Origin of the sequence: Leptolyngbya subtilissima AS-A7, assembly GCF_039962255.1 — a bacterium.
Taxonomy (GTDB): Bacteria; Cyanobacteriota; Cyanobacteriia; order Phormidesmidales; family Phormidesmidaceae; genus Nodosilinea.
Window position 1 is genome coordinate 206,915 of the sequence record NZ_JAMPKY010000011.1, and the last position, 12,768, is coordinate 219,682.

Annotated in this window: 11 protein-coding genes; 3 read left to right on the top strand and 8 right to left on the bottom strand. The window is 59.6% G+C overall.

Going from position 1 to position 12,768, the window contains the following annotated elements; translation table 11 throughout:
* Positions 1–40: 40 nt before the first annotated feature.
* From thiO to NC979_RS22135, 8 genes are all read right to left on the bottom strand, one after another.
* On the bottom strand, positions 41–2,023 hold the full coding sequence (gene thiO / locus NC979_RS22100) for a glycine oxidase ThiO (RefSeq protein ID WP_190516110.1): 1,983 nt from the start codon (positions 2,021–2,023) through the stop codon (positions 41–43).
* A 79-nt stretch (positions 2,024–2,102) separates the two neighbouring features.
* Positions 2,103–2,570, bottom strand: coding sequence for a hypothetical protein (locus tag NC979_RS22105; protein WP_190516112.1), 468 nt, complete (start codon positions 2,568–2,570; stop codon positions 2,103–2,105).
* A gap of 95 nt (positions 2,571–2,665) precedes the next feature.
* Complete coding sequence (locus tag NC979_RS22110; protein WP_348253808.1) at positions 2,666–3,238, bottom strand: hypothetical protein; 573 nt, start codon at positions 3,236–3,238, stop codon at positions 2,666–2,668.
* A 181-nt stretch (positions 3,239–3,419) separates the two neighbouring features.
* Positions 3,420–4,055, bottom strand: a complete 636-nt coding sequence (locus tag NC979_RS22115; protein ID WP_190516116.1) for a CatB-related O-acetyltransferase — start codon at positions 4,053–4,055, stop codon at positions 3,420–3,422.
* Positions 4,056–4,172: 117 nt separating this feature from the next.
* Entirely contained in the window at positions 4,173–4,769 is a 597-nt protein-coding gene (locus NC979_RS22120) for a 5-formyltetrahydrofolate cyclo-ligase (protein WP_190516119.1), read from the bottom strand.
* Positions 4,770–4,808: 39 nt separating this feature from the next.
* Positions 4,809–6,932: a pentapeptide repeat-containing protein gene (locus NC979_RS22125; RefSeq protein ID WP_199308702.1), complete on the bottom strand. Its 2,124-nt coding sequence runs from the start codon at positions 6,930–6,932 to the stop codon at positions 4,809–4,811.
* A gap of 39 nt (positions 6,933–6,971) precedes the next feature.
* The gene (locus NC979_RS22130) at positions 6,972–7,493 is read right to left on the bottom strand and encodes a M23 family metallopeptidase (RefSeq protein ID WP_347403894.1); all 522 of its coding nucleotides are present in this window, start codon (positions 7,491–7,493) and stop codon (positions 6,972–6,974) included.
* 575 nt (positions 7,494–8,068) lie between these two features.
* Positions 8,069–9,382, bottom strand: coding sequence for a cysteine desulfurase-like protein (locus NC979_RS22135; protein WP_242023890.1), 1,314 nt, complete (start codon positions 9,380–9,382; stop codon positions 8,069–8,071).
* A 244-nt stretch (positions 9,383–9,626) separates the two neighbouring features.
* Here NC979_RS22135 and NC979_RS22140 point away from each other — a divergent pair, with 244 nt between their 5' ends.
* From NC979_RS22140 to vapC, 3 genes are all read left to right on the top strand, one after another.
* Positions 9,627–12,128 (top strand): GH116 family glycosyl hydrolase, encoded by a 2,502-nt coding sequence (locus tag NC979_RS22140; protein ID WP_190516124.1) that lies wholly within the window; start codon positions 9,627–9,629, stop codon positions 12,126–12,128.
* A 68-nt stretch (positions 12,129–12,196) separates the two neighbouring features.
* Entirely contained in the window at positions 12,197–12,409 is a 213-nt protein-coding gene (locus NC979_RS22145; RefSeq protein WP_190516127.1) for a type II toxin-antitoxin system VapB family antitoxin, read from the top strand.
* Positions 12,396–12,764 carry a type II toxin-antitoxin system VapC family toxin gene (vapC, locus tag NC979_RS22150; protein ID WP_242023891.1) on the top strand — a complete coding sequence of 123 codons (369 nt, stop codon included), beginning with the start codon at positions 12,396–12,398 and terminating at the stop codon, positions 12,762–12,764. Before NC979_RS22145 ends, vapC begins: the two co-directional genes overlap by 14 nt.
* Positions 12,765–12,768 lie beyond the last annotated feature (4 nt).

Sequence of the window (12,768 nt, forward strand, 5' to 3'; positions counted from 1 at the left end):
CTACTCCATTACTCTCCCACTCTCTTACTCCATCACTTCCCTACTCCGTCACCCGCCCCGTCAGCGGCGAGCTAGCACTGGCTACCCCCTGCACCGGAATCCGCCCGGCGCGGTAGGCCAGGCGACCGGCGAGGGTAGCTAGCCCCATGGCGCGACCCATGGCAATCGGGTTGACGGCTTTGGCGATCGCGGTATTAATCAGCAGCGCATCGGCCCCCATTTCCATGGCTTCGGCGGCTTCGCTAGGGGCGCCAATGCCAGCATCTACTACGACTGGCACCTTGGCAGTTTCGATGATGATTTGAATATTAGCGGCGTTGCGAATGCCCTGGCCCGAGCCGATGGGTGACCCCAGCGGCATGACAGTGGCGCAGCCCGCCTCTTCTAACCGCTTAGCCAGCAGCGGGTCGGCGTTGATGTAGGGTAGCACCGCAAAGCCTTCTTTGACCAACTGTTCAGCGGCTTCCAGGGTGCCAATCGGGTCAGGCAGCAGATACTTGGCATCGGGAATGACTTCGAGCTTGACGAAGTTGTTGTCTTCTTGGCCTAGCAGTTTGGCCATTTCGCGGCCCAGGCGGGCGACCCGGATGGCTTCCTCGGCGGTTTTGCAACCAGCGGTGTTGGGCAGCATCCAGATCTTTGACCAGTCGAGGGCTTCGGCTAACCCCTGGTGACCGGGGGCGTTGGTCTGCACCCGCCGCACCGCTACGGTGACAATTTCGCAGCCGCTGGCGGCAATACTCTGGCGCATCACCTCAAAGTCGTCATACTTGCCGGTCCCGGTCATCAGCCGAGACGAAAAGGTTCGCCCAGCGATGATCAGGGGTTGGTCGGTCAAGTCGTTTTCTAAGGACATAGCCCCCAATGGGGCGGGGGTAGGCGGGGCGACATTGGTAAAGGTCATAGCTTGAGGGGTAGGAGAAACAGCGGGAAGGTTAGGAAGGGTTGGCGGGGCGGTGTGGAAGCGCTGCCAAGAGAAGGCATCTAAGCGCGGGTCTGGCTTGCCCAGCACTGCCTGAGCCACTAGCTGAGCGGTAATGGGGGTGAGCAAAATGCCGTTGCGGTAGTGGCCGGTGGCTAGGGTGAGGTTGGCGGCGGGGCCAGGGCCAAGGATGGGCCACTCGTCGGGGGTAGCGGGGCGGTATCCCCACCAGGTTTCTTCAAGGGTGAAGTCGGCCAGCAGGGGCAGCAGGGCGATCGCATTGCCCACCAACTGATGCACTCCGCCCGCCGTATTGTGGGGCGCGAACCCAACGTCCTGGCTAGTGGCCCCCAGCACAATACGACCATCCCGGCGGGGCACGATGTAGATGTCTTCGCCAAACAGTACCCGCTGTAGGGGTTGCGGTGTGCCATAGCCGAGGGGCACCCGCAGGCTCGCCATTTCGCCTTTCTTGGGAAATACCGGTAGGGGTAAGAGTTCGTGGGCCCAGGCTCCGGTAGCCAGCACCACCTGGTCAGCGCTAAAATCGCCTGCTTGGGCTGTGCAGACCTGCTCAACACGTCCCTGATAGTGGCGTAGGGCGATCGCTCCAGTGCCCTCGTGCAGAGTAACCCCCAGGTCAATCACCGCCGATCGCAGCGCCTGCACCAGCAGGCGGTTGTCCACCTGGCCTTCATCGGGGTGCCAAAATGCTCCCTGCACATCCCGTCCCAGGCCCGGCTGGTAGTAGGCCAAAGTTGTGGCATCCAGCCAGCTCTCGGTGGGTAGCTCTGGTGCCGTGCGGCGCGGGGCCAAAATGCCGCAGGGCCAATAGCCCGCCGACTGTCCGGTGAGTGCTTCTAATTTATTCACCCAGCTGGGATACAGTGCCAGACTGGCGAGGGCGAGATCGAGCATCGGCCCTGGTGGTAACCCTTCTGCCTGGGGGGCTAGCATACCCGCAGCGGCGTGGCTGGCAGCCTGCTGAAAGTCGCGGCTGAGCACAGTGACGGTCGCCCCCTGCTGTCGCAGCTCCAGGGCGATCGCCAAGCCAATAACCCCGCCGCCCACTACCAGGACGTCGCTTCCCTGATTTGCCATGCCGTTTAACTTAAGTGCTCAGCCTCATTTTAGGCCACTGGAGGGCGCGACGCCGCGTCTCTACCGCAGGAGAATGGGCCTACCACAGGGCTGGAATCGAGTCTAATTCGGGGTCGGTTGCCGGACGCTGGACCGCACCGGGCTGCACCAGGCCCGGCTGAATGGGCGCAATGTCGCCGCTCGTAGCGGGATAGGTGGTCGCCGCCCCGGTGCGGGGAATCACGTTGCCGGAGGCAGGGGTTGTGCCGTTGGCTCCGGTCGTCCCTGTGTTGTTTGGTGAGATGGTGGGGCGATTGCTGCCTTGGTCGGTAAACGAGCTGTTGCCCGTGGCCGCAGTGCCGTTGGTGCCCACCTCGCTCTGGCGCTGTACCAATTGACCAGCCTGTTCGAGGGGCAGTGCGCCCAAACCATCGGCATTCTGAGCAGTTGTATTCTGTTGGCTAGCGAGCCGTTCTCTTTCGGGGCGATCGCCCGAGAGCCGACTGAGGCCGCTCATCAGCATCAACACAAGACCCGCCAAAACGCCACCGATAATAAAGCGATTCATAGCCTTCCTCACCCATACCTACGTTCTATGATTGCGTAGATTGACCCCGTTAACCCGATGGACGCAGCTCCTCGCCTGGCTTTGCCCTCTTAATGTTACGCCGGTTGAAGAATTACGACCTCAATCCTGAGGTCATTAAAGTCGTCTAGGGAGTCTTGATCTTCAAAGTCAACCTCGTAGCGGTTGCCGTTGGTGTACCGAGTGCGTCTGACTTTCACCCCAAAGCCATCGCGCCAGGGGCTTCTGGCCGTCAGACGATTGTCGCCGTCGAAATAGTAGGTAAACACATCTGCCTCGGGGGCAAAGCGATACCAGCGGGTGGGGTCGTTATCAGTAATTTCTGCCTTCAACTGTGACTCGGGGGGAAGCTGATTGATGGGGCGAGGGCCAGCATTTTCTTGATAGACCCGCAGCCGCTGCCGAAATAGAGCATTACCACCATGGATGCGATACCACACCTGGTGAGGAGTCGTAAGGTTATTGGTATAAACCGAGTAGGCGGTAGCGGTGGGCATGCTCAGCATCTCGTACTGCCGCACGACGCTACCGAGGGGCGGGGGAGAGCCAGCGCTTTGCTGGGCCGGGGCTCGTAACCCCAAGGGCCAGATCAGCATCACGGTAACCGCGATCGCTAAAAACAAACTATTGACTATGCCGCGCCGTTTCATGCTCTTAGCCACCCGAAGGAATTTGTCCAAAGAATACCCTAGATGGCTAGGCCGAGAACACTGACGAGCCAGCTTGAGCTGGCCAGTGTTGCTGGAAAATGGCCAGCCAGGACAGTCATCCCACAAGATTTTTCTGGCGAGAAAGTAATCGGTCGGCAGGTGCGCTACCGTCCTGTGGGTCTCAAACGGTGCGGAGGGCCTCTTGCAGGGCCTGGAGGTCAGCCCCACAGATAATGGGCAAGTGGCGGGTGATTTTTTCAATCTCCCAATGCCACCATTGAACTTCTAGCAGGGCCTCAATGGTGGCTTCGTCGAAGCGGTAGCGAATCACCTGGGCGGGATTGCCGCCGACAACAGCGTAGGGAGGCACGGCCTTAGTCACCACCGACTGAGCCGCGATAATCGCCCCATCCCCCACCTGCACGCCGGGCATGAGGGTCGCGCCGTAGCCAATCCACACGTCGTGGCCGATGACGGTGTCGCCTTTGTGGGGCCATTCACTGGGCATGACCGACTCCCAGCCCTGGCCAAACACGGGAAAAGGGTAATTGGTAAACCAGTCGGTGCGGTGGTTGCCGCCGTTCATGATGAATTTGACGTCGGAGGCAATAGAGCAGAATTTGCCGATGATCAGTTTGTCGCCGACAAAGTCGAAGTGGTAGAGCACGTTGCGCTCAAAGTTCTCAGGATTCTCAAAATCGTCGTAGTAGGTGTAGTCGCCGACGAGAATGTTGGGGTTAGTGATAAGGGTGTTGAGAAAGGCCGTGCGGGTGACGCCGGAGATGGGGTGGCGGGTGGTGGGGTTGGGTCCGTGCATGGGAGGGAGATGGGGGAGGTGAGGAGGGTGGGGGAGGTGAGGAGGGTGGGGGAGTAGGAGAGTGGGAGGGTGAGGGAGAGTGGGAGGGTGAGGGAGATGGGGCGGAAAATAGGGAGGTTATTTTTCGCCGAGGAAGAGGCCGCTTTCGGAGCAGACGCCGGCGAGGGGTTTGTCCCACACGTCTTTCGGCAAGCTAGGCAGGCGGGCGTATTCGAACACAATGCCCACGGTGGGAATGCTTTGCCAGGGGGGCTGGCTGAGCAGGCGATCGTAGTAGCCGCCGCCGTAGCCGAGGCGGTAGCCGCGCACGTCGCAGGCGACGGCGGGCACGAGGATGAGATCTACTAGGGAAAGGTCTACCTGGGGCGACCTGGGGTGGGGTTCAATAATGCCGTAGGAGCCTTTGCGCAGGGGCCAGCGGCTGTTGGCCGACCAGTAGTGCCAGGTCAGCTGGTTTTTATCGACGCAGCGGGGCAGCCCCCAGTGGGGATGGTGCGCTGTTAGGGGGCTGAGGTCGGGCTCTTGGCGAAAGCTGGTGTAGGCCAGGATAATGCGGCACTGGCGAAAGTAGCTCCAGTTGAGCAGGTGGGCGCAGATGCGATCGCTCTTCTGCTTCCACAGCTGGGGGGGAATGCTCTGGCGGGCGCTGATGAGGCGACGGCGCAGATCGGATTTGGCCTGATGGTTGAGATCGGAAGCAGAGGGTTGGGTCACGGGGGGCAGAAAACGGTCGGTGGATAGCCAACAGCGGCGCTAGAAATAAATCAGCAGGTTCAACCCTGGGATGGTGCGCGAGAGCGTCCACAGGAGCAGCGCTGTGTAGAGCAGACCCAACCCCCATTGATACCACACCAAAGCGGTAATCAGCCCCGGCACATGCTCGTCTCGTAATCGAATGTCATTAAAGCCAAATTTTAGCCAGTTGTTGAGACTAAAGTCTAAATAATTGAGCCAGTTCCAGCGGCGATCGAGCAGCAGGTAAGTGTAGCGATCGCGAAAAAACGGAAACTTCGGAATTACCGGCAGGCGGGCGATCAAGAGCCGCAGCTGGCGCAGGCTGCCGTCTTCGACAAAATAGCTTTCTGCCATCAAGTCATGGTAGCGCCCCCGCTTGATCAACAGACCAATCAGCACGGCGGGCACCGGCACTAGCAGCATAAACAAAAAGCCCAGGGTGAGCAGCGGGTAGTCGGCGGAGCGCAGTAGGGCATTGAGCCCCAGCCCCAGCAGCAGGCTACAGCCTCCCCCCAGCCACAGCCCCTCCGCCAGCGGCGGCAGAATTGGGGTGGCCCGGCGGCGACGGTAGCGATCGACCAGCCAAAACATCAGCGCAAAGGTAGGAATCGCCACCAGCCCCAGACCAAAGGTGAGGCCAAAGCTGGTGCCGTAGCGGCTCAGCACCACCAGCGCCCCCAGCCACAGCCACTGCAAAGCCAGGGTGAATCGCCGGGTAATGGGGAAAGTGTCGCGGGCAAAGATGCGATCGCGCACCTTTAGATACGCTGCCAGGTCAACCCCCGGCACGCTCAGCACCCCCTCAGTGCCAATAAAGGTCCGGATTTGGCGCTGGTTGACCACCGCTGCCGCCTGGGTTTCGGTAAAGCCCGCCCGCACCAGGGCCGCCACCGAAGCGGTGTTGACGTTGGTGCCCAGCAGCCGCTGCTGCCAGCTTTTTAGCCGTAGGCGCTCGGCGGTATAGGCAATCGAGTTAGCGTCGCTAATCTGCTCCTGATTGCGAAAGTTGCGCTCCAGGTTGCGCAGCAGGGTCTCGTTACCCGCCAGCTGCGGCACCGAAAACACCCGACCAATTTTGCCGGGGGTGCCCAAGATCTGGGTTTGCTCCAGACTAAACTCCAGACCGGCTACGTTCAGGTAGGCCCCTGGCAGAAATATCGCATCTCCCAGATCGACCTCGCCACCGACCATGGCGTTGCGCAGGTTGACCGGCTCGCCAAAGCGGGTCTGACGCAGCACCAGCGGCGCGTCAAAGCGGGCTTCGGTAAAAAATAGCGCCTTGGCAAAGTAGCTGCGCACAAAGAAGGCGCTGCTCTGCCACACCGTGCGGGCAAAGTCGGCCACCCCCTGCCACTGCACTCGGCCAAAGTTTAGATCGCCCGCCAGCACCGCCCGACTAAAGTTGGCATCGGCCTTAAACTCGGCTCCCTGAAAGGTGGCACCGCTGCGCAGCTGACTCTGATCAAACCGGGCTGGCTCAAAAAACAGGCTGCCCTTGGCCTGCAATCGCTGGCGAAAGTCGGCCCCCGAAAAATTTACCGCTTGGTTGAAGCGCGCCCCGCCCACAGAGAGCCCCTGCTTAAACACCGCCCCGCTAGCCAGCACTCGCCCCAAAAAGAACGTGTCGCCCCCCAGCACCTGGCCCGTGAAGCGGGTCTGCACCGCCACCAGCGGCGCTTTGAACAAATAAATTTGCTGGCTGCTGCCCTGCCCCTGAATCAGCAACGATTGGGAGAGCCGGCTGAGCTGAAGCAAGCGCTGGCGATCGCGCCTCAGTTGCGCCCGCCCAGCATCGCTCAGCAGCGGTGAGAGGTTGTCGCCATAGAGGGGTTCGCGCTGGCCTAGGCGCTGCAAGTCGAGATCGCCCTGCACTATGGCATAGCTGAGGTCGAGCGCTGGGGTCGTAGCCGGTTTTTGCAGCCCGCTGCTCAGCAGTCGGTAAAAGCTATCGGTCAGGGGGCTGTCCGGCCCTAGATCGATGGTGTAGTAGCGTAGGTCAATGGCAGGCCTGCCCTCCCGCTGCACTGGGGCCGCCAATCGCTGGCGCAACAGGTCCAATGTCAGAGGTGGGTGGCTATCAGCCGCCAGGGCCGGGAGCGGCTGAGCGATCGCCACTCCCGTCACCAAAACCACAAGTCCCAACCAGGCTATCCACCGCCGCCAGGGGTTAGGCACCGAACCCTACAGCGCCGCCTGCTGGCCAACATACATAGCCCGCAGCACCAGGGCTGGGTCAACCCAGTTGTCTTGATACTTTAAGGCCCAGTGCAGGTGCGGCCCGGTGGTGCGGCCCGTCATGCCCACTCGGCCAATGCGCGCCCCCGCCGGAATGGCCTGGCCCGCCCGCAGCTGAATGCCGCCGTCGCGATCGACCATGACCTTGTTCTGGCCACTGCCCTCCACATGCCCCTGCATGTGGCAGTAGATGTGGGTCCATTCCCCCGATTTAATCGCCATGGAGGTGCCGCAGGCCCCGTCGCCTTCAACCCATAGCACTTCGCCCGCCCACCAGTTGCGAATATAGCTGCCGTTGGGGGCTGCTAAGTCAAGGCCGTAATGAAAACGAGAGCCACCGTTGTAGGGGTCGCTGCGGTAGCCAAAGGGGGAGGTGTAGGTTTGGAAGTTCTCGACCGGAAACGAGGCTCGAGTCCAGAGCGCAGCGGTCAGGTCTTGAGCGTTGGCCACCGGTACCGAGCGGGGCACCGCTACTGAGATTAAGAAGGCTGTAGCCAACCCTAGCCCGAGCAAGGCTCTGCGGCGAGGTCTTTGCCTCCAACCGCTCGCCAAACTACGAACTAAAGTCTTAACCACGCCGGGTTTGAATTGAGCAGCAGAAGTCAGTCTGGGGAGATTGCAGAGTCGCCAATTCATGGTGTAAATCGCGATCGGAGGAGCAGCGAACGTCGCCAATTAGCTTATCCCAGATCTCAGAAGTGGGACACTTTTCAAATTGGATTTTTACTCACCCCCGAGAAATGGTGAGCGGTGCATGAATTAGCCTGTTTTATGCTGCCAAAATTTCGTTAGAGCGAAATTAAAGATTGCCGCAATATCCCCAGGCTGGGACCATAGGGAGAAGCCCTTCTATCCCCTGTCCATCGGCTTTCTGCCAGACTCAACCGTGAGCCAGCGCTACACTGGATGCCCCTTACCTGAGCTAGAAACGGGACAGGCCAAGTTGCAATAAGCTTTGTTGCAGCAAAGCTACATTGGTTGATGAAGTTCCTTGGGGAGATGCTGACGCCGAACTGACTATATGTCGGCGTTGGCTGAGGATTCTAGAGACAGTGGGCGAGTTTCTCAATTAGGCGATCGCATTCCTCAAGGGTGTTGTAGTGCACCATGCTGACCCGCACCACGCCCTGCTGGGGCAGCAACCCCAAGTCTTCGATTAGCCGCAGCGCATAGAAGTGGCCGTAGCGAATGCCAATGTTGTGGGCGTCGAGCTGGGGTGGAATTTGGTCGCTGTTCACCCCCTCCACCACAAAAGAAATGGTGGAAACGCGCTCCGTCGGGTCGGCGGTGTCTCGACCGATAATGCGAACTCCGGGCCGACTGTGTAAGAACGAGAGCAGCCGTTCGTTGAGCGCTCCTTCATGCTTTTGAATCAGATCAAAGGCTTGGGCAATGGGGTCAGCATCACCAGGCTCGCCATGGTGCCGTGCCAGGGCTGCAAAATATTCGGTGATTGCCGTCAGGCTATAGCTCAGCTCGTAGCTGCTGCCCCCCGGCTGAAATTTGTAGGGTATCGCCGTGTCGTCGATGAAGTAGTGGTTGTAGCCAGGCAGGGCCAGCAGCAGCTCTTTTTTGCCGTAGAGCAGCGCCATGTGGGGGCCATACACCTTATAAAGGCTAAAGGTGTAGAAATCGACATCGAGAGCTTGCACGTCGATGCGACGGTGGGGTGCAAAGGCGACCCCATCGACACAGAGCAGAGCCCCGTGGGCGTGGACGAGATCGGCGATCGCCCGCACCGGATGAATGCTGCCTAGAACATTTGACGTGTGGGTGACGGCGACTAAGCGAGTTTGCGGTGTCAGCAGAGCTTCCAAATCCGCCAGATCGAGCTCAAAGGTAGTGGGGTTTACCTGCCAGATTTTGACCACAATGCCCTCGCGCTCTAGCTCCACCCAGGGGCTAATGTTGGCCTCGTGGTCGGCATTGGTGACGATAATTTCATCGCCCGGTTCAAGGGTCGGGCGAAAGCACTGGGCCAGCATGCGCAACAGTGCCGAGGTACTGGGGCCGAGCACCACCTCTGCTGGGTCGGCGGCGTTGATCAGTGTGGCCATGGCCTTGGCCCCTGCCGCTACTCGCTCCGTCGCCAGCTGCGACACGGCGTAGCTAGCCCCTAGCTGCACGTTCGACTCGTAGAGAAATTCGGTGATGCGATCGACCACGGGCTTGAGAATCTGCGCGCCGCCCGCATTGTCAAAAAACACCCAGTCGCTCGCCAGTGCGGGGAACTGCTGACGGACAAAGTTGAGATCGAGGGTGGCGGGGGGATTGTGGGTAAGGGGCAAGGTTGACTTATCCAAATGTTCTTGCAGGGCGGGTTTGACGCCATGGGAGACGTTCTGATCGCCTCTCAAGCTCCCCAATTCTAAAGGGATCTACAGCGAGTGTGGGCTTGAGCACTCCCAGGCGTGAGGAATCGGTGACGAGCTGGGTGTACGGGCCTGCCGCAAGGAATTGTCTTTGACAAATTGAGGATGATACCCAACTAAATTCCAATTGCCTGGTGTCATGGGTGAGGCCGCGATCGCCAACCTCATTTGTTCCAGGTTCAAATCTGGCGACCTCCTATAAACCAACCCGCTCCGGTAATATTTTGGGATGACTGAAACCCCATCCCTTCCCCAGATTCCGTCCCAAGCGTGGCAACGACCCCTCGGCCAGCCGTGGGAGCACCACTACATCGTGCGCTACGCCAGCAACCTCGACGATGGGCCCAACCACGGGGCTCCCCTAGGTGGACTGGGGGCGGGCTGTGTTGGGCGATCGCCTAACGGTGACTTCAACCTCTGGCACATGGATGGCGGCGAGCATGTGTTCCAGAGCTTCCCGGGGTGTCAGTTTAGCCTGTGGGAGCAGGGGGGCGGCAGAACCCAGACCTACGCCCTCAGCACCCAGCCGCCCGAGGATGGCAGTCTGTCGTCGTGGTCGTGGTATCCGGCATCGACCAAGGCCTGCACCACGGGCAGCTACCACGCGCTGTATCCCCGGAGCTGGTACCGCTACGAGAATGTGTTTCGCGCCCATATCACCTGCGAACAGATTTCGCCTATCTGGCCCGATAACTATAGAGAGGCTAGCTACCCGGTGGTTGCCTTTGAGTGGACGGCCCACAACCCCACCACGACACCCATCACCCTGAGCATCATGGTGAGCTGGCAAAACATGGTGGGCTGGTTCACCAATACGCAAAAATCGCCCGAGGTGCTGCTGCGCGATGACGGCAGCCCCTACTACGACTACGTACCCGCGATCGCCCAAAGCACCGGCAACTTCAACGAGTTCATTAACGCCGACGGTCTTAAGGCGCTCGTAATGAACGGAGCTTGGCAGGGTGAACCTAAAGAGGGCGATGGCCAGTGGTGCATCGCCGCGCTGGACGACTCCAATGTAGAAGTTTCCTATGATCTGCGCTGGAACCCGGCGGGCAACGGGCGCGACCTGTGGGATTCTTTCGCCAAACTGGGGCGGCTGATGAATCTGCTGGATACCTCTCCGGCAGAGGCAGGCGAGCAGATCGGCTGTGCGATCGCCCTGCGCTTCACCCTGCAACCCGGCGAAACACGCCAGATCCCCATTGCCCTAGCGTGGGATTTGCCCGTCACAGAATTTGCCGCTGGGGTAAACAACTACCGCCGCTATACCGATTTCTTTGGCACTGATGGGCGGAATGCGAGGGCGATCGCTTTCGATGCTCTAACCGAGTACAAGACCTGGCAGCAGCAAATCACCGCTTGGCAGCAGCCGATTCTCGATCGGCCTGACCTGCCCGACTGGTTCAAAATGGCGCTGTTCAACGAACTGTACGACCTGGCCAGCGGCGGCACCCTGTGGAGCGCCGCTACTGAGGCCGACCCCGTGGGCCAGTTTGCGGTGCTGGAGTGCATCGACTACCGCTGGTACGAAAGCCTGGACGTGCGCCTCTACGGTGGTTTTGCCACCCTGTTGCTGTGGCCCGAGCTAGAGAAAGCCGTGCTGCGCGCCTTTGCCCGTGCCATCCCTGCCCAAGACGAGCGGCGGCGGATTATTGGCTACTACGTCACTATGGGGCTAGAAAATCCCCCCGCCATCCGTAAGCTGAAAGGGGCCACCCCCCACGACCTCGGTGCCCCCAACGAGCACCCCTGGGCGCAGACCAACTACACCAGCTACCAAGACTGCAACCTGTGGAAAGACCTGGGCAGCGACTTTGTGCTCCAGGTCTACCGCGCCTACCAATTCACGGGCGCGACGGATGTGGCCTTTCTCAAAGACTGCTGGCCCGCTGTGGTTGACACCTTACAATACCTGAAGCAGTTCGATCGCGACGGCGATGGCATTCCCGAAAACGAGGGTGCCCCCGACCAGACCTTCGACGATTGGCAGCTGAAGGGCATTAGCGCCTACTGCGGCGGGCTGTGGCTCGGGGCAATGGAGGCGGCGATCGCGATCGCCGAAATCCTCACCGCCGCTGGACTGGCCCCCGGCAACACCCCGATTCTGCTCAGTCAGTACCGCCGCTGGCTCGACAATGGCCTCAAGGCCTACCACCCCAAGCTGTGGAACGGCCGCTACTACCGCCTCGACACTGGCAGTGGCTCGGATGTGGTGATGGCCGACCAGCTTTGCGGCCAGTTTATGGTGCGCCACCTGGGCCTGCCTGACCTGGTGGAGGAGGAATTTACCCTGTCGGCCCTCGATGCCATCTACGACGCGTGTTTTGTGAAATTTAACCAGGTGGTCCAAAGCCAGGAACGGCCGCCCCAGCAAAAGTTTGAGGGGGCTCAGCTCGGCAACTTTAGCGCCGCGACGTTGAAGATGGCGATCGGTGCAGCGAATGGCGTGTTGCCAGACGGTTCTCCCGAAGACCCTGACAGCACCCACCAGCAGGAGGTATGGACGGGCATCAACTTTGGTCTGGCGGCGTTCTTTGCCCAGATGGGGAAGACGGAAGAGGCTATGGCGATCGCTCAATCCGTCATCCAGCAAATCTACGCCTACGGCCTACAATTTCGCACTCCAGAGGCGATCACCGCCCTGGGCACCTACCGCGCCTGCCACTACATGCGCCCTATGGCAATCTGGGGTTTGTACGATGTGTTAACCACGGGTCGGAATTTCTAGGCCGGGCTAGGATAGAAGGCGACGCAACGGCTTTCCTGTTGGCTCGTTTTCATTTAGGTCTGTTCCCTATGAAAATTACGCTCAATGTTGATGAAAAACTGCTTGAGGAGGCGCTGCAGCTCACGCAGCTCACCACCCAAGAAGAGTTATTGAGCCTTGCCTTACAGGAACTTGTCAAATCACGACGTAAGAAAAACTTGCTCGACCTAGCAGGGAAAATCCGTTTTTCTCCAGATTTTGACTATAAAGCTCTGCGCGAAACTCGTCATGTTGCTGATTGATACATCAGTGTGGATTGGTATCTTTCGCGATCGCAGTGGTCAAGTGCGCCAAAAGCTCGAAACCTTAATTGCCGCTCGTCAGGTCTTACTCAACCGATTCACTCAGCTTGCACTGCTTCAGGGCAGCTTAAACGAGCAAGAGTGGACAATTCTCTCGACTTATCTAGACGAACAGGACTACGTTGAGCTGACAGCTTCCTCTTGGCAAGCCGCTGCCCGCATTTACTATGACCTACGCTGTCAGGGCCTGACCGTTCGCAGTCCAGTTGACTGTTGCATCGCTCAATCTGCAATCGAAAACGATTTGCTTTTGGTTCACAATGATCGCGACTTTGAAACCATTGCCCAAGTTTAGATCG

What these genes read in the sequence shown, in the direction of transcription:
- thiO (WP_190516110.1), bottom strand. Translation starts at nt 2,023, where the DNA reads ATGGCAAATCAGGGAAGCGACGTCCTGGTAGTGGGCGGCGGGGTTATT.
- NC979_RS22105 (WP_190516112.1), bottom strand. Translation starts at nt 2,570, where the DNA reads ATGAATCGCTTTATTATCGGTGGCGTTTTGGCGGGTCTTGTGTTGATG.
- NC979_RS22110 (WP_348253808.1), bottom strand. Translation starts at nt 3,238, where the DNA reads ATGAAACGGCGCGGCATAGTCAATAGTTTGTTTTTAGCGATCGCGGTT.
- NC979_RS22115 (WP_190516116.1), bottom strand. Translation starts at nt 4,055, where the DNA reads ATGCACGGACCCAACCCCACCACCCGCCACCCCATCTCCGGCGTCACC.
- NC979_RS22140 (WP_190516124.1), top strand. Translation starts at nt 9,627, where the DNA reads ATGACTGAAACCCCATCCCTTCCCCAGATTCCGTCCCAAGCGTGGCAA.
- NC979_RS22145 (WP_190516127.1), top strand. Translation starts at nt 12,197, where the DNA reads ATGAAAATTACGCTCAATGTTGATGAAAAACTGCTTGAGGAGGCGCTG.
- vapC (WP_242023891.1), top strand. Translation starts at nt 12,396, where the DNA reads ATGTTGCTGATTGATACATCAGTGTGGATTGGTATCTTTCGCGATCGC.